The following is a 16,833-nucleotide window of genomic DNA, read 5'->3' as shown; positions in this document are numbered from 1 at the left end:
AAGGGTGAGCGGGGATGAAAGCGATTTGGCACGGCGGCACCATCTATACAATGCTTGACAAGAATCATGTCACTGAAGCCGTTTATACCGAAGAAGGCGTCGTCAGGCAGACGGGCAGCTACCGGGAGCTCCAAGGAACATACGGTTCGCCTGATACGGAGGAAATCGATTTACATGGAGCTGTCATGTTCCCGGGGTTTACGGACAGTCATATGCATTTAATCGGACACGGGGAAAAACAGCTTCGCCTCGATTTGTCGCAGCTGACGTCAAAAGAAGCGATCCTGCGGGCCGCAAAAGAAGCAGAGCGTGAATTGGAAGATGGCGAATGGCTGATCGGCGAAGGCTGGGATGAAAACCTGTTTGAACGGCCGGATTACGTCACGAAGCATGACCTTGACCCGCTCTTTCCCGACCGCCCCGTCCTGCTGAAGCGGGTATGCCGGCACGCCGTTGCGGTTAATTCGGCCGCATTGCGCGAGGCGGGAATTACAACCGAAACACCTGATCCAAACGGCGGGATTATCGTCCGGGACGGCACCGGTCCGACAGGCCTTCTGCTGGATAAAGCCCAAGAGCTTGTGACACAGGCCCTTCCGCCCGTCTCACTTCACTATGTCAAACGCGCGCTTCAAACGGCGATTACGGACTGCTGGTCAAAAGGCCTGACAGGCGGGCATTCAGAAGATCTGGCATACTACGGAGACGCGTCCGTTCCCGTTGCCGCGTACGAGTCTTTAACCGGCAGCGGCCTTTATCCTTTTCGCGCCCATCTGCTCGTTCATCACGAAGCCGTCGACAGCTGGAGCGCTCTGGATAAATCGACCGGACCTTACCTGGAATACGGAGCGATGAAAATTTTTGCTGACGGCGCGCTCGGAGGCAGAACCGCTCTGTTGAAAAAGCCTTATCATGATGATCCGTCAGTTTCCGGCGTTCAGGTGCACGATGACGAGACCCTTGCCGCTCTTGTTTATAAAGCGAGAGAGAAAGGAATGGAGATCGCCGTGCACGCGATTGGCGACCTTGCATTTGAAAAGGTGCTCGATGTTATCGAAAGATACCCGGCAAAGCCCGGACAGCTAGACAGGCTCATTCATGCGCAAGTATTAGATGCCGGATTGATTGAAAGAGCCGCCCGGCTGCCGATCGGACTTGATCTTCAGCCGCATTTTGTGGCCAGTGACTTTCCGTGGGTGATTGACCGGCTCGGAGAAGAGCGGATGAAAACGGCTTTCGCCTGGAAAACACTGCTGTCAAAAGGGCTGCTGTGCGCCGGAGGCTCAGACGCCCCGATTGAGCCGGCCGATCCGCTTCTGGGCATTCAATCGGCTGTGCTCCGTACAAGCAAGCAGCATCCGGAAGGTCCGGCCTATTATGAAAAAGAGTGCCTGACCGTGTACGAAGCCATTCAGCTTTACACGGAGGGAAGCGCGGCCATCATCCATAAAGAACATAGCCGCGGACGGATCGCCCCCGGCTATGATGCCGACTTTACCGTACTCAGCGGTGATCCGTTCGGGATGGATCCGAAAAAGCTTCATGAATTGGAAGCTGTCAAAACCGTCGTCGGCGGCCGTATCGTATATGAAAAAGAGGACAGGCAGTGATGCCCGTCCTCTTTTTTTATGATAAAAATGATCGCTTTACTTTTTCCCAGAAAGAGTTGTCTTTCAGTTTCACCGTTTTGATTTTTTTATCGGATAGTGTAATCTCAACCTTTTTGACATTCCGCGTGCTGAGCGCTTCATTATCAAGCCCGATAATCGGATGCTCATTGCCGTCCTGGACCACCTGCAGTGTCAGCTTCCGGTCTGAGCTTAAAATAAACGGAGATCCGAGTGTACGGTATGTGTTGTTGTTCAACGACGCCAGTTCGGATACCTGCATGCAGGAAATCAAAGGATCAACAACGGCGCCTGAGACAGACTTATTGTAGGCGGTGCTGCCCGTCGGGGTGGAAATGATCATCCCGTCTCCTCTGAACGTCTCAAAATGAAGATCATCAATTAACACATCCATCACAAACGTTTTAATAATGCTTGAACGGATGGAAACCTCGTTTAAACAGTGAAAATGATTGCTGCCGTCCACCGTTACGTGAATGAGCGGGTATTTTCTGACCTCAAGCTGTTCCGCGGTCATGCTGGCCGCCATTTTTTCAGGCTCATCGCTGTGAAAATCACAGTACAAATGGGCTTTCCCTTTTTTAGCGATGCCGACATACAGGCAGTCATCACGGAATCCGGTTTTTCTGACGGCTTGCAGAAATGAGCCGTCGCTGCCGATGCTGGCGATAATACCGGCATCCTCCGGGTGAGCCGCAACTGTAAAACCGTGCGATTCAGCAAGCTGCTTCAAAGAGCTGACTTGTTCTTTTGTTTCGTTGTTTTGTTTGTGAAAAAAATAAACATTGCGGCGAAGATCGGTCATATCCCCATTCCCCTTTGCTGTCATATTTACGTTTTTCTCCCAGCAGGTATTGTGTTAAAATACCTGTGGCAATAGTGTAACATGTTTCCTGTTTATCCGTTAAGAGAAAGCGCTTCATGAAAAAAATGAATCTTTTTTTACGGGGGAACGTACGAATATTGACAGAAAAGGAGGAGAACAAATGAATGCAAAAAGATGGATTGCGCTCGTCATCGCGCTCGGCATTTTCGGCGTATCGGTCATTGCAAGTGTGACCGTCGGGGTGCTGAAGAATATCGGAGATACAGGGTCTGACTTTGCATCACTGACAGATGACACAGAGGAAGTGACGCTGGATAAGGGCAGCCCCGGCAGTAAAATCGCCGTGCTTGAAGTGGACGGCACGATTGAGGATAACGGCGGGTCCGCTGGCCTGCTCAGCTCAGGCGGGTATGATCACAGATCATTTTTAAAACAGGTTGAGCGTGCGAAAGAAGATAAAAGCGTCAAAGGAATTGTACTGAAAATCAATTCCCCCGGCGGAGGCGTTTACGAAAGCGCGGAAATACATAAAAAACTGGAAGAACTAAAGAAAGAAACGAAGAAACCGATTTATGTATCCATGGGCTCCATGGCGGCATCGGGAGGCTACTATATTTCAACGGCCGCCGATAAAATCTATGCTTCACCGGAAACGCTCACGGGTTCACTGGGCGTCATCATGGAAAGCGTCAATTATTCCAAGCTCGCCGATGAACTCGGCATCAAGTTTGAAACCATTAAAAGCGGCGCGCATAAAGACATCATGTCCCCGACCCGCGACATGACGAAGGAAGAAAGAAAGATCATGCAGACAATGGTCAACGATTCTTATGAAGGATTTGTCAATGTCATTTCAAAAGGCCGGCACATGTCAAAAGCGGATGTGAAAAAAATTGCCGACGGCCGTGTTTACGACGGCAGACAAGCGAAAAAAATCGGCCTCGTTGATGAGCTCGGTTTTTACGATGATACGATCAGCGCGATGAAAAAGGACCATAAAAATATGAAAAACGCTTCAGTCATCACATACGAGGAAGGATTCGGATTAGGCTCGCTCTTTTCCATGAGCGCAGCGAAAATGTTTAAAAGCGAAATTGATTTTCTGAATATGAAAGAACTCATTTCGCAATCCGGTTCGCCGCGGATGATGTATCTCTATGCAAAGTAGGGGGGAAGAAAGAATGGACGCGACTTACGAAGGCTTTCACGGCAAAGAAGAGGAAGCCGAACAACAGAAGGCGCCCGAGCAGGCATATGCGGGCTTTTGGATCAGGTTTTGGGCGTTTCTTCTTGATTGGCTGGTGGTCTGGGGACTTAACCATCTCATCGTTTCACCGATTTTCACGCTGATGAAGCTCCCGGCAACAAGCGGAATGTTTACAATCTCAGCTTATTCCGTCACAACCCTGATCGTCTACCTCGCCTATTTTGTGTTCATGACGAAATGGTTTCATCAGACACTCGGCAAAATGGTCTTCGGGTTAAAGGTCACTTCTTTGACGCCCGGAAAGCCGCTGACTTGGAGCACCGTCATTTTCAGAGAAGCGGTGGGGCGTTATATCGATAAAATCTGGATTCTCTATATCGTCATTGCGTTTACGCCCAAAAAGCAGGGCATTCACGATTTGATCGCCGACACAACGGTGATTCACGAAGCGCTGTACCGCAAATAAAAGCAGTAAACCCGGAATAAACGTCCGGGTTTATTTTTTTGGGTTTTGGCGATAATGCTGCTAAGGAAGTGAAGCTTATGGGATATGCCGCAGCAGCTGTAATTCTCATTCTCATTTTGGTCTGGCTGCTCATGAGGATGAAAATCTATCTGACTTTCGAATATCTTCACGATAAAGATAACGACAAACTGACGTATAAACTCTCGGCCTTATACGGGCTGGTCCGTTTTAAAAAAACGCTGCCCGTCATTAAAGTAAACAGCGAAGACGCGTCTATTGATGTCAAACAGGACACGAAATCAGAAATGAAAGGTCAGAAAAAAGAGAAGAAAAAAATCACATATGAAGATGTCAAACAGAGCATTCACAGAATAGAAATGATTCTGCACCAAGTCTTTCAGATGCGCCAAATCGCCGCCTCATTTCTTGCGGGAGTCCGTGTTACGAAGTTTGAATGGGTGACGGTTATCGGAATAAAAGACGCCGCCGTTACGGGAATCGCCGCCGGCGGATTGTGGGCCGTAAAGGGAGGCCTTACGGCGATGCTGTATGATCATCTGCGTTTCATACATAAACCGGTGTGCGAAGTCATTCCGTCTTTTCAAGTGCCTGCATCCAAGACGCATTTGCAGTGTATATTCTTTTTTCGTTTTGGACATCTTATAGGTGCAGCTTTCAAATTGCTCAAATACGGGCGGAACGGACTTTCTATCATACGAAAGAAACAGCCGGTTCCGGTTGCTTCAAAGAATGATTCATCAGTTTAAGGAGGAGCGCATATGGCAGACCACCCCATTCAAGGTTTAATGAAAACCGCTATGGAAAATTTAAAAGAAATGATTGACGTGAATACAATCATCGGCGATCCTGTTGAAACGCCTGACGGCAGCGTAATCTTAACGGTTTCAAAGGTCGGATTCGGATTTGCGGCGGGCGGAAGCGAGTTTGGAGGAAAGCCGGCTGAAAAAAGAACCGATGATGATGAAAGAAAAGAGCAGAAGCTCCCGTTCGGCGGCGGAAGCGGCGGCGGAGTATCCATTACGCCGATTGCGTTTCTGATTGTCGGAACAAACGGCGTGCGTATGCTTCATTTAGACGAAAACACCCATCTGATTGATAAACTGTTAGACTCCGCGCCTCAAACGATTGAACGCATCCAGCATATGTTTAAAAAGAATGAAAAAGGCCGGAACCAAAAAAGAACGGATATCGATTTATAACAGAAAAGTTAACTGCCGCCCGCAGTTAGCTTTTTTTACGATGCGGCATAACCTTTGCAGTTTGCATAAAACTCGACTATGATAGAGCTATACATAGATAAAGGGAGGAATCAGAATGGCTGAAATTACATTTAAAGGCGGAGCCGTGACGCTGATCGGACAAGAAGTGAAACCGGGTGACCAAGCTCCTGACTTCACGGTTTTGACAAACGGATTAGAAGAGAAGACATTAGCAGATATGAAAGGGAAAGTAACGATCATATCCGTTATTCCTTCCATTGACACAGGCGTATGTGACGCGCAGACACGCCGCTTCAACGAAGAAGCCGCAAAACTCGGTGATGTGAACGTTTATACAATCAGCGCCGACCTTCCGTTTGCACAAGCGCGCTGGTGCGGAGCGAACGGAATTGATAAAGTGGAAACATTATCGGATCATAAAGAGATGTCATTTGGTGAAGCATTCGGTGTTCACATCAAAGAACTTCGTCTTTTGGCACGTTCCGTATTTGTCCTTGATCAGGACGGAAAAGTCGTTTACGCGGAATACGTAAGCGAAGCGACAAACCACCCGAATTATGAAAAGCCTATCGAAGCTGCAAAAGCGTTAATCAAGTAAAGAGAGAAAAAGAGCTCCGGGTGCTGCCGCGGAGCTCTTTTCATGGCAAGGAGGAAACAGCATGCAACACGACCATGTCGGTCAGATTTATGAACTTTTAGATGAAGCCGCCCAAGTGATAGCAGAAGGCCTTGAGATTTCTTATATTGAGGGGCTTGCGGAGGCGGGAGAGATGTATTTTCTTGAAACGGCCGACCAGCTTCCGCTTCAGGAAAAGCAAGCCGGCGAGCTTAAAAGCCTGCTTGCGAAAGCAGACTTCAGAAAATGGGAGCATGAATGGATCCGCAAGGCGTTCCAGCTCGCCATTTTAAAAGGACTGAAAGATAAGTCCCATCCGAACAGACAGATGACGCCTGATACGATCGGCCTTTTCATCAGTTACCTCGTGAATAAATTTACGGGCGGCCGAAAAGGCCTGACATTGCTGGACCCCGCCTGCGGCACCGGAAATCTTCTGCTGACCGCGGCAAACCAGCTTTCTGACAAAGCGGCAAAAAGCTTCGGCATTGAAATCGACGATGTCCTTCTGAAGATCGCTTATGCTCAGGCGAATCTGCAGGAAAAAGAAATGGAGCTGTTCTGCCAGGACAGTCTTCAGCCGTTATTTATCGAACCGGCCGATGCGGTTATCTGCGATTTGCCGGTCGGCTACTATCCGAATGACGAAGGCGCTCAAGCGTTTGAGCTGAAAGCGGATGAAGGCCACTCATTTGCTCACCACTTATTTATTGAGCAGAGCGTCAAACATACAAAACCGGGCGGATACTTATTTTTTATGATTCCGAACCATCTGTTTGACAGCGCGCAAAGCGATAAACTGAAGCGGTTTTTTGCGGAAAAAGTGTATATCAACGCCCTTCTCCAGCTGCCGGCTACGATGTTTAAAGACGAAGCGCAGGCAAAGAGCATTTTAATCTTGCAGAAAAAAGGCGAAGACACAAAGCCGCCGAAACAAGCGCTTTTGGCGAATCTTCCTTCTTTTGCGAACCAGCAGGCGATGCGGGAGATGATGGCAAAATTGGATCAATGGATTCAAAAAGAAAAATAATGACGAAAAAGCAGTGTGAGACGCAAAATCCCGCGCTGCTTTTCGCTTTTTAAAATGAATGGAAATCAGGGCGAAAACACAAATTAAGGAAAGAAAATAATATTCCGTAAGGCCGTGCCGTCCATTTGGCACAAATGAGATTTATCAGAAAATATCGACTTCGTGTTGTAAGCGGTACCAATGTGGATGTTGACTTGAAATGCTGGGTTGACAATGTTTAAATGGAAAAGTCAGATATTTTTTGGACCGCAGTTATGGTCTGGGAAAAAAGAACGAACAAACGAAGAAGAATTTTGATAGGAGCGTCATTTATGTCTAAAATTATTGCAATTAACGCAGGAAGCTCATCTTTAAAATTTCAGTTATTCGAAATGCCTTCAGAAAAGGTGCTAACAAAAGGTTTAGTAGAACGGATCGGTATCGCCGACAGCGTTTTCACTATCTCTGTTAACGGCGAAAAAAATACAGAAGTGACAGATATTCCGGATCATGCGGTTGCGGTGAAGATGCTGCTTCACAAGCTGACTGAATTCGGTATTATAAAGGATTTAAATGAAATTGACGGAATCGGCCACCGTGTGGTTCACGGCGGAGAAAAATTCAGCGATTCTGTTTTGCTTACGGATGAAACAATCCGTGAGATTGAAGAGATTTCAGAACTTGCGCCGCTTCATAATCCGGCTAACATCGTCGGCATTAAAGCCTTTAAAGAAGTGCTTCCGGATGTGCCTGCGGTTGCAGTGTTTGATACGGCGTTCCACCAAACGATGCCTGAGCAATCTTACCTGTACAGCCTTCCGTACGAATACTACGAGAAATACGGCATCCGCAAATACGGTTTCCACGGCACTTCTCATAAATACGTGACACAGCGCGCAGCTGAGCTTCTCGGCCGCCCGCTTGAAGATTTGCGTCTGATTTCCTGCCACCTCGGTAACGGCGCAAGTATCGCGGCCGTAGAAGGCGGAAAATCCATTGATACGTCAATGGGCTTCACACCGCTTGCGGGTGTTGCGATGGGAACACGTTCAGGAAACATCGACCCTGCATTGATCCCGTACATTATGGAAAAAACGGATCAGACGGCAGATGAAGTATTAAATACGTTAAATAAAAAGAGCGGACTGCTTGGCATATCCGGTTTCTCCAGCGACCTTCGCGATATCGTAGAAGCTTCAAAAGAAGGAAACGAAAGAGCGGAAACGGCTCTTGAAGTGTTTGCAAGCAGAATCCATAAATACATCGGTTCTTACGCTGCGAGAATGAGCGGCGTTGACGCGATTATTTTCACTGCGGGTATCGGTGAAAACAGCGTTGAAGTCAGAGAACGCGTGCTTCGCGGCTTAGAATTCATGGGTGTATATTGGGATCCTGCGCTGAACAACGTGCGCGGCGAGGAAGCGTTTATCAGCTACCCTCACTCTCCTGTCAAAGTCATCATCATTCCGACTGACGAAGAGGTCATGATCGCACGCGACGTTGTCCGCCTTGCACAGTAATGATCGAAAAAAGCACATCCTTTAGGGTGTGCTTTTTTATTGAATGCCCCAGAGTCAAACGTTACGATATGTTTAATACATAAACGATGAGGTGAAGCAATGAGTGTGCATGAACATAAACAAGAAGCCCCGTCAGCCGTGCGCTGCAAGGTGATAACAGTCAGCGACACGAGAACGAAAGAAACCGACAAAAGCGGTCGCGTCATGATGGATTTCATCAGAGAAGCGGGATTTGAAACGGTCGCTTATGACATTGTAAAAGATGAAAAAGATGAATTGCAGAAAGCCGTTTTATCCGGCTGTATGGATGAATATACAGATGCGGTGCTGTTAAACGGAGGGACGGGCATTGCCGAAAGGGATGTCACAATTGAAGCGGTCACGCCGCTGTTTTCAAAAGAACTCCCGGGATTCGGCGAGCTGTTCCGCATGCTGAGCTATACGGAGGACATCGGTTCCGCCGCCATTTTGTCCAGAGCGGCAGCGGGTGTGATCCGAAATACCGCAGTCTTCTGCACGCCCGGCTCCTCAGGCGCCGTAAAGCTTGCAATGAGTAAACTGATTATTCCTGAACTGCCTCATGTGCTCCGGGAAATCCGAAAAGATTTATAAATGTATAAAAAGGCTTTGCTCCGCTCAAAAAATTGGGTGGGGTTTTTTTTATAAAAGGCTTGAAAAAACAGAATTTACTTGTTACAGTGTATACATACAAAATGCATTTTTATTAATTAAAACTAATTTTTATACAAAGGGAGCTTTTAACATGGCAGAACAAAAAAAGGTTGTATTGGCATACTCAGGAGGTCTTGATACTTCTGTAGCGATAAAATGGCTGCAAGAACAGGGATACGATGTTGTTGCCTGCTGCTTAGATGTTGGGGAAGGAAAGGATTTGGCATTCGTTCAGCAAAAAGCGCTGGAAGTTGGCGCCGTAAATTCGTATGTGATTGATGCGAAAGAAGAATTCGCCCGGGAGTACGCGCTCATTTCTATGCAGGCCCATACAATGTATGAAGGCAAGTATCCGCTCGTATCTGCACTATCCCGTCCGTTAATCGCGAAAAAACTCGTTGAAGTGGCGGAAAAGGAAAACGCGGTGGCCGTAGCGCACGGCTGCACGGGAAAAGGCAACGATCAGGTTCGTTTCGAAGTATCCATTAAATCATTAAATCCTGATCTGGAGGTCATTGCTCCGGTCCGTGAGTGGCAATGGTCGCGTGAAGAAGAAATTGAATACGCTGCAAGCCGCGGCATACCGATTCCGATCAATCTTGACAGCCCGTATTCCATCGACCAGAACCTATGGGGACGCGCCAATGAATGCGGTATATTAGAAGATCCGTGGGCGGCGCCGCCTGAAGGGGCATATGACCTGACAGCATCTCTTGAAAACACGCCGGACGTTCCGGAAATCATCGAAATCGCATTTGAAGCCGGTGTTCCGGTTTCAATCGACGGCGTAACCTACCCGCTCGCTGATTTAATTCTCAAGCTGAACGAGACTGCCGGGAAACACGGCATCGGCCGGATTGACCATGTGGAAAACCGCCTGGTCGGCATTAAGTCCCGTGAAGTTTATGAGTGCCCGGGCGCCATGACTTTGATTACGGCTCACAAAGAGCTTGAGGATCTGACTTTAGTGAAAGAAGTGGCCCATTTCAAACCGGCAATTGAACAAAAACTGTCTGAAATCATCTATAACGGTTTATGGTTCTCGCCGTTAAAAGACGCGCTGCTTGCATTCCTGAAAGAAACCCAAAAGCACGTCACCGGCGTTGTGCGAGTCAAGCTGTTTAAAGGCCATGCCATTGTAGAAGGACGTAAGTCGGAATATTCACTCTACGATGAAAAACTTGCGACATATACAAAAGACGATGCGTTTGACCATCATGCGGCAATCGGCTTTATCGAGCTTTGGGGACTGCCGACAAAAGTAAACAGCATTGTGAAAAAGAAGGAGCAGATTGAAGCATGAAGAAGCTTTGGGGAGGCCGTTTTCAAAAAACACCGGAAAAGTGGGTCGATGAGTTCGGCGCATCCATCACATTCGACCAAAACTTAGTCAAAGAGGATATTACAGGATCTCTCGCTCATGCGGCAATGCTAAAAAAATGCGGCATTCTGACGGAAGAAGAAGAAGGCGCCATCCGACAGGGGCTGCAGACCCTCCTGCAAAAAGCAGAGGAAGGAACGCTTGAATTCTCTGTTGATTATGAAGATATCCATTTGAATATTGAAAAAATACTGATCGAAGAAATCGGACCGCTAGGCGGCAAGCTCCATACCGGCAGAAGCCGGAATGACCAGGTTGCGACAGACATGCATTTGTATTTGAAAGATCATGTCTCGCATATCATCGTGCTGATTGAACAGTTCCAAAAAGCGCTGATCGAAAAAGCGGAGGCCAATGTCGAGACCATTCTGCCGGGGTACACCCATTTGCAGCGGGCTCAGCCGATTTCTTTCGCCCACCATCTGCTTGCTTATTTTTGGATGCTTGAACGGGATAAAGAGCGTTTTCGGGATGCTATGAAGCGGATTAACATATCGCCGCTCGGATGCGGGGCGCTTGCCGGAACTACGTTTCCGATAGACCGTAACTATTCGGCGGAGCTGCTCGGTTTTGACTCCATTTATGAGAACAGTCTTGACGGAGTCAGTGACAGAGATTTTATTCTCGAGTTTTTAAGCGGCAGCAGCATGCTGATGATGCACCTTTCACGTTTATCAGAAGAAATCATTCTATGGTGCTCGCAGGAATTCAGATTCATTGAACTGGATGATACGTACGCGACGGGAAGCAGCATGATGCCGCAGAAGAAAAACCCCGACATGGCGGAGCTGATCCGCGGTAAAACCGGACGCGTATACGGCGATATGATGGGTCTTTTCACGATTATGAAAGGGCTCCCGCTCGCTTACAATAAAGACCTGCAGGAAGATAAAGAGGGCATGTTTGACACGGTGAAAACCGTAGAAGGAAGCCTTCAGATTTTCACGGGCATGATTGAAACGATGAAAGTAAACAAAGACATCATGAAACAAGCGACAAAACAAGATTTTTCAAACGCGACGGAACTTGCCGATTATTTAGCTAAAAAAGGCATGCCGTTCAGAGAAGCGCATGAAGTGGTCGGCAAGCTTGTGTACAGCTGTATTGAAAAAGGAATCTATTTAAGTGATATGGCATTTGAAGAATTCCTTCAAGCCAGCAGTCTCTTTGAAGAAGATATCTATACAGTGCTAGATCCGCATCATGCGGTTGAAAAAAGAATGAGCGCCGGCGGAACGGGTTTTCAGCAGGTAGAACAGGCGCTCGTAAAAGCAAAAGCCTGCGCCGGCATTTAATTTGCTGAAATTTCCTTCATATTTTCCCATCATATCAGACACCCTACATCTATAAAAGATGGGAGGTAGAAGGAATGCGCAAAGAACAAGACCGTTACATCTATGATGAAAAAGAAAGTGAAGAAACGGCCAGGCTCATCTCAGAGGCATACCAAAGCGGTTATGTCGGCATGGAGGAAGCCTCTGCTCCTTCAGAAAATTAAGCTGTCTGTAAAGACGGCTTTTTTTTCGTGCAGACGAAGTGCAAAAAAGTGATATTGCCGTTTGTTTATAGTAAAGTAGAGGGAGAAACGTCTTGATTTTATTGAAGCGGCTACGTTGCCTGGGGAGGGTATTCAATGTGCGACATGCTCTAATCACTGCCGGTACAAAGGGATTGGGCCGAAAAGTGACTGAAATGCTTCTGGAAAAAGGATTTTCTGTCACAGTGAATTACAGACAGGACGAAGAAGCGGTCGCTTGTCTGAAGGCGGATTATCCCGGGTGCCATGACAGATTGCAATTCGTTAAGGGCGATGTAACCCGGAAAGAAGATCTCATGCGGATCGCCGATGCAGCCCTTCAGCAGTTTGGAAGGATTGACATACTGATTAACAATGCCGGGCCGTACATATTTGAGCGCAAAAAGCTTGCCGATTACTCCGATGACGAATGGTATGGCATGCTTGAAGGGAATTTAAGCGCCGTTTTTCATCTGTTTAAAGCGGTTATCCCGGTCATGAGACAGCAGCGGTTCGGCCGGATTATTACATACGGTTTTCAAGGAGCGGACCATGCCCCCGGCTGGCTTCACCGTTCCGCTTTCGGAGCGGCTAAAGTCGGATTGGCTTCGTTAACGAAAACCATTGCGATTGAAGAAGCCGAATCAGGCATTACAGCCAATATGGTCTGCCCGGGCGATATTGTAGGAGATATGAAAGAAGCGTCTATAGAGGAAGCAAGACAGAAAATCGGCAAAGAAAAGACGCCGATCGGCAGGTCCGGAACCGGAGAGGACATTGCGAGAATCATCGCCTTTTTATGTGAAGAAGATTCCGATCTTGTAACCGGAACGGTCATTGAAGCAACAGGCGGGCTGAATGTGATTAACAGGCATCAATCCCTGTAAGTTTTTTCGTTTGTCAAAAAGGGAACTTGATAAATATTAATTTTTTATGAGGTGAAAACGATGAAAGTGACTTATCACGGACATTCTGTCATTCAAGTGGAAACGAAAACCCATAACATTATTTTTGATCCGTTTCTGACCGGAAACAGTCTGACAAATTTGAAACCGGAAGAAGTGAAAGCGGATGTCATCCTGCTTACTCACGGACACAATGACCATGTCGGAGATACAGAGCAGATCGCCAAACAAAACGATGCGCTCGTCATTGCGCCGAACGAGCTGGCCGTTTATCTCGGCTTTAAAGGTTTAAAGGTCCACCCGATGCATATCGGAGGGGCGCACCAATTTGATTTCGGCAAAGTAAAACTGACACAGGCGTTCCACGGATCGGCGGTCACTGATGAAGAAAACAAAACCATCACATACACCGGGATGCCGGCCGGGATTTTATTAACGATTGACGGCAAAACGATTTTCCACGCCGGCGATACGGCGCTGTTCTCAGATATGAAACTGATCGGGGAACTGAATCACATTGACCTGGCGTTTCTGCCGATCGGTGATAACTTCACCATGGGGCCTGAAGATGCGAAACTCGCGGCTGAATGGCTGAGAGCGAAACAGGTCGTTCCCGTTCATTACAATACATTCCCCGTCATTGAACAGGACCCTGACGCTTTCGCTGAAAGTCTGCCCGGAGGCGTCGGCAAAGTCATGGCGGTCGGCGAGACCATTGAGCTTGCCTGACATATGTGTCAAAGACCTTCTGAATCAAGCATTCAGAAGGTCTTTTTTGTGATGCCGCCTTTTTTCGGGCGTCTCATTGCGAATGAATCCCCCGTACCCTTATAATAAAAGCAGAAGACTGTCCTTAGAGGTGAAACGCTTGGCAACAAAGCATGAACAAATCCTATCATACATAGATTCGCTTCCTGTCGGTGAAAAAATTTCGGTCAGAAGAATTGCGAAAGAAATGAAAGTCAGTGAAGGAACGGCTTACAGAGCCATTAAGGAAGCCGAAAACAAAGGATTCGTTTCCACTATTGAACGTGTGGGGACCATCCGGATTGAACAGAAGAAAAAAGAAAATATTGAAAAGCTGACATACGCTGAGGTCGTCAATGTGATCGACGGCCAGGTGCTCGGCGGAAAAGCAGGTCTGCATAAAACGTTGAATAAGTTTGTGATCGGGGCGATGGAGCTTGACGCGATGATGCGTTATACGGCGGCGGGGAACCTGTTAATCGTCGGGAACCGAATCAACGCCCACCGCCAGGCGCTTGAAGCGGGCGCGGCCGTTTTGGTAACAGGAGGGTTTAATACCGACGACAGCATTATCGAGCTGGCCGATATGCTTGAGCTTCCGATTCTCTCCACGAGCTACGATACCTTTACGGTAGCCGCGATGATCAACCGGGCGATCTATGATCAGCTCATAAAAAAAGAGATTGTGCTCGTGGAAGATATTTTGACGCCCGCAGATCGGACAGTGACGCTGTTCCCTAAGGATAAACTGGAGAAATGGTACGAAAAGAACTATGAAACCGGACACGGCCGCTTTCCGGTTATCGATCAGCAGATGAAAATCCACGGAATCCTCACGCCGAAAGATATCGCGGGGCATGACCGGTCAGTTCCCATTGAAAAAGTAATGACCAAAAACCCTGTCACGGTGATCGGAAAAACATCTGTCGCCTCAGCGGCTCAAATGATGGTTTGGGAAGGAATTGAAGTGCTTCCGGTGACAGACGGGCATCACAAACTGATCGGAATGATCAGCCGCCAGGATGTCTTAAAAGCGCTTCAGATGGTTCAAAAGCAGCCTCAGGTCGGAGAAAAGCTGGATGATATTGTTTCAAGGGGATTTAAAGAAGAGGAAGATAACAAAACGCCGGCCGTTTATCAATATGAAGTCACGCCGCAAATGACCAATCAGCTCGGCACGATTTCTTACGGGGTGTTTACCACGATTTTAACCCAGGCCGCCAGCCGATTTTTACGCTCCCGCAAACGCGGCGAGCTGGTCATTGAAAGCATTACGATTTTCTTCCTGAAGCCCGTACAGATGGAGTCGGTCATTGAAGTGAAACCGCGCATTTTAGAGGCGGGCCGGAAATTCGGGAAAATGGAAGTGGAAGTGTCAAGCCAAAGCGGCATCGTTTCAAAAGCGATGCTCATGGTGCAGCTGATGGAGAGAAGTTAAGGGACACACCCGGGTCCCTTGGCATTCATTATGCGTGGTCCCTCTCCGCTTCCTTTGCATGGATGGGCTCATAATGCTTATAGGCTTTATACCCGGCCCATGCGCTGCCTGCTCCGATTAAAATGAAGACGCCGCCGATGACCAGGGTCAGAACGGAGTGGAACAGAATCATTTGGTTTACTCCGTACAAAAGCACCAGCGCGCCTAATGCCATACTTGATTTAGCCGAAAAACATTCCTTCTCCAGCGCCCGTTTCGTCTGGATTCCTTTTACTTTGTAATACACGTAAAAGCAGGCAGAAAGCCCGATGAGAAAAACAAAAACCAGCATAAATGAAATCCTCCATTATATGAGTTTGCAAAACCGTTTATACCGTTGCTGAAAGATTTTCCTTTTCCATGGATAAAGAGTATGATTAAATGAATAAAAACGAAAAGGAGAAAACGATGAAATCCGAACTGATCAGAACCATATCATTATATGACACCATTATCTTACATAGACATGTGAGGCCTGACCCGGACGCCTACGGTTCGCAGTGCGGCCTTACGGAAATCCTGCGGGAAACGTATCCCGAAAAAAATATTTTTGCCGTCGGACAGCCTGAACCGTCCTTGTCTTTTTTATATTCCCTCGATGAGGTGGATGACGAAACCTATAAAGATGCTCTTGTCATCGTGTGCGACACCGCAAACCAAGGCAGGGTCGACGATCAGCGCTACCATTCCGGCGCAAAGCTCATGAAAATAGACCACCATCCAAATGAAGATCCGTATGGCGATCTGTTATGGGTCGATACGAATGCAAGCTCCGTAAGCGAAATGATCTATGAGCTGTACCTGGAAGGAAAGCAGCACGGCTGGAAACTGAATACGAAAGCAGCTGAGCTGATCTACGCGGGTATCGTCGGTGATACGGGGCGCTTCTTGTTCCCGAACACCACAAAAAAGACATTAAAATACGCGGGAGAGCTCATTGAGTTCCCATTTTCATCGTCAGAGCTGTTCAATCAATTGTATGAAACAAAGTTAAATGTGGTGAAGCTTAACGGCTTTATTTATCAAAATGTGTCACTGTCTGAAAACGGCGTCGCTTCCGTTTTCATTAAAAAAGACATTTTGGAGACATATGGAACCACCGCTTCTGAAGCGTCGCAGCTTGTCGGAACACTCGGAAATATTTCGGGTATCCGCGCTTGGGTGTTTTTCGTAGAAGAAGACGATCAAATCAGAGTCCGGTTCCGTTCAAAAGGTCCGGTCATCAACGGAATTGCCCGGAAATACAATGGCGGCGGACATCCGCTTGCGGCCGGCGCATCCATCTTCAGCTGGGATGAAACCGATCAGATTCTTGCTGATCTGGAAGAGGTATGTAACGAACACAAGTAGAGGGGAGACCCTCTTTCTTAGTGTTCATCTGTCACGGGGATGAACCAGCAGCCGAATTCAGTCAGGTCTTCGTAGACGCGGAGATTACAGATTTGGAGTTCTTTTTTTATGAGGGAAGCGAGTGTGTCTGTTTCTGCATATGCGGAATAGCCTTGTCTGATTCGGGCTGCATGATCTTTTGCCAAGCGGCGTTCACTAAAAACCTCCATTTTCCCTTCCTCCCTTCAGAATCGTTGAAAATGTCTCATCTACAGTTTATAAAAAAGCGGAGA

General features: G+C 47.6%; 19 protein-coding genes. 16 read left to right on the top strand and 3 right to left on the bottom strand.

Annotated features, from left to right (window positions below):
* Positions 1–14 precede the first annotated feature (14 nt).
* Positions 15–1,610: an amidohydrolase gene (locus ACWJJX_RS14200; protein WP_454023057.1), complete on the top strand. Its 1,596-nt coding sequence runs from the start codon at positions 15–17 to the stop codon at positions 1,608–1,610.
* Between the two features lie 16 nt (positions 1,611–1,626).
* Here the strand turns inward: ACWJJX_RS14200 and ACWJJX_RS14195 are convergent, their stop codons facing one another.
* Positions 1,627–2,433 (bottom strand): NAD kinase, encoded by an 807-nt coding sequence (locus ACWJJX_RS14195; protein WP_003152418.1) that lies wholly within the window; start codon positions 2,431–2,433, stop codon positions 1,627–1,629.
* Positions 2,434–2,614: 181 nt separating this feature from the next.
* On the opposite strand from ACWJJX_RS14195, the gene sppA reads away from it, so the two are divergent.
* From sppA to ACWJJX_RS14125, 14 genes are all read left to right on the top strand, one after another.
* Positions 2,615–3,622: a signal peptide peptidase SppA gene (sppA, locus tag ACWJJX_RS14190; RefSeq protein ID WP_003152419.1), complete on the top strand. Its 1,008-nt coding sequence runs from the start codon at positions 2,615–2,617 to the stop codon at positions 3,620–3,622.
* A 13-nt stretch (positions 3,623–3,635) separates the two neighbouring features.
* Positions 3,636–4,127: an RDD family protein gene (locus ACWJJX_RS14185; protein ID WP_017418361.1), complete on the top strand. Its 492-nt coding sequence runs from the start codon at positions 3,636–3,638 to the stop codon at positions 4,125–4,127.
* Between the two features lie 77 nt (positions 4,128–4,204).
* Entirely contained in the window at positions 4,205–4,894 is a 690-nt protein-coding gene (locus tag ACWJJX_RS14180; RefSeq protein ID WP_063636778.1) for a DUF2953 domain-containing protein, read from the top strand.
* 12 nt (positions 4,895–4,906) lie between these two features.
* Entirely contained in the window at positions 4,907–5,347 is a 441-nt protein-coding gene (gene ytfJ, locus ACWJJX_RS14175; RefSeq protein ID WP_003152423.1) for a GerW family sporulation protein, read from the top strand.
* 115 nt (positions 5,348–5,462) lie between these two features.
* On the top strand, positions 5,463–5,966 hold the full coding sequence (gene tpx, locus ACWJJX_RS14170) for a thiol peroxidase (RefSeq protein ID WP_007613091.1): 504 nt from the start codon (positions 5,463–5,465) through the stop codon (positions 5,964–5,966).
* 61 nt (positions 5,967–6,027) lie between these two features.
* The gene (locus ACWJJX_RS14165; protein WP_173613153.1) at positions 6,028–7,014 is read left to right on the top strand and encodes a class I SAM-dependent methyltransferase; all 987 of its coding nucleotides are present in this window, start codon (positions 6,028–6,030) and stop codon (positions 7,012–7,014) included.
* A 311-nt stretch (positions 7,015–7,325) separates the two neighbouring features.
* Entirely contained in the window at positions 7,326–8,513 is a 1,188-nt protein-coding gene (locus ACWJJX_RS14160; protein ID WP_003152426.1) for an acetate kinase, read from the top strand.
* 99 nt (positions 8,514–8,612) lie between these two features.
* A complete protein-coding gene (locus ACWJJX_RS14155) occupies positions 8,613–9,125 on the top strand; it encodes a MogA/MoaB family molybdenum cofactor biosynthesis protein (RefSeq protein WP_003152427.1) in 513 nt (170 codons plus the stop codon).
* 151 nt (positions 9,126–9,276) lie between these two features.
* Positions 9,277–10,488: an argininosuccinate synthase gene (locus ACWJJX_RS14150; RefSeq protein WP_003152428.1), complete on the top strand. Its 1,212-nt coding sequence runs from the start codon at positions 9,277–9,279 to the stop codon at positions 10,486–10,488.
* On the top strand, positions 10,485–11,861 hold the full coding sequence (gene argH, locus ACWJJX_RS14145; protein ID WP_454023056.1) for an argininosuccinate lyase: 1,377 nt from the start codon (positions 10,485–10,487) through the stop codon (positions 11,859–11,861). The genes ACWJJX_RS14150 and argH overlap by 4 nt, the downstream gene beginning before the upstream one ends.
* A gap of 74 nt (positions 11,862–11,935) precedes the next feature.
* On the top strand, positions 11,936–12,064 hold the full coding sequence (locus ACWJJX_RS14140; RefSeq protein WP_003152430.1) for a hypothetical protein: 129 nt from the start codon (positions 11,936–11,938) through the stop codon (positions 12,062–12,064).
* 137 nt (positions 12,065–12,201) lie between these two features.
* Entirely contained in the window at positions 12,202–12,969 is a 768-nt protein-coding gene (locus tag ACWJJX_RS14135) for an SDR family oxidoreductase (protein WP_071391504.1), read from the top strand.
* 60 nt (positions 12,970–13,029) lie between these two features.
* Entirely contained in the window at positions 13,030–13,716 is a 687-nt protein-coding gene (locus ACWJJX_RS14130) for a metal-dependent hydrolase (RefSeq protein ID WP_003152432.1), read from the top strand.
* A gap of 139 nt (positions 13,717–13,855) precedes the next feature.
* Positions 13,856–15,172: a CBS domain-containing protein gene (locus ACWJJX_RS14125; protein ID WP_003152433.1), complete on the top strand. Its 1,317-nt coding sequence runs from the start codon at positions 13,856–13,858 to the stop codon at positions 15,170–15,172.
* A gap of 28 nt (positions 15,173–15,200) precedes the next feature.
* On the opposite strand, the gene ACWJJX_RS14120 is transcribed toward ACWJJX_RS14125, so the two are convergent.
* Positions 15,201–15,503 (bottom strand): YtpI family protein, encoded by a 303-nt coding sequence (locus ACWJJX_RS14120; RefSeq protein WP_003152434.1) that lies wholly within the window; start codon positions 15,501–15,503, stop codon positions 15,201–15,203.
* Between the two features lie 116 nt (positions 15,504–15,619).
* Between ACWJJX_RS14120 and ACWJJX_RS14115 the strand changes: the two genes are divergently transcribed.
* Entirely contained in the window at positions 15,620–16,561 is a 942-nt protein-coding gene (locus ACWJJX_RS14115; protein WP_003152435.1) for a DHH family phosphoesterase, read from the top strand.
* A 17-nt stretch (positions 16,562–16,578) separates the two neighbouring features.
* Here the strand turns inward: ACWJJX_RS14115 and ACWJJX_RS14110 are convergent, their stop codons facing one another.
* Positions 16,579–16,770 carry a hypothetical protein gene (locus ACWJJX_RS14110; protein WP_003152436.1) on the bottom strand — a complete coding sequence of 64 codons (192 nt, stop codon included), beginning with the start codon at positions 16,768–16,770 and terminating at the stop codon, positions 16,579–16,581.
* Between the last annotated feature and the right edge of the window lie 63 nt (positions 16,771–16,833).

It is taken from the genome of Bacillus sp. YH3-2-B2 (assembly GCF_053663335.1).
This window is presented reverse-complemented; position numbering and strand designations above follow the sequence as displayed.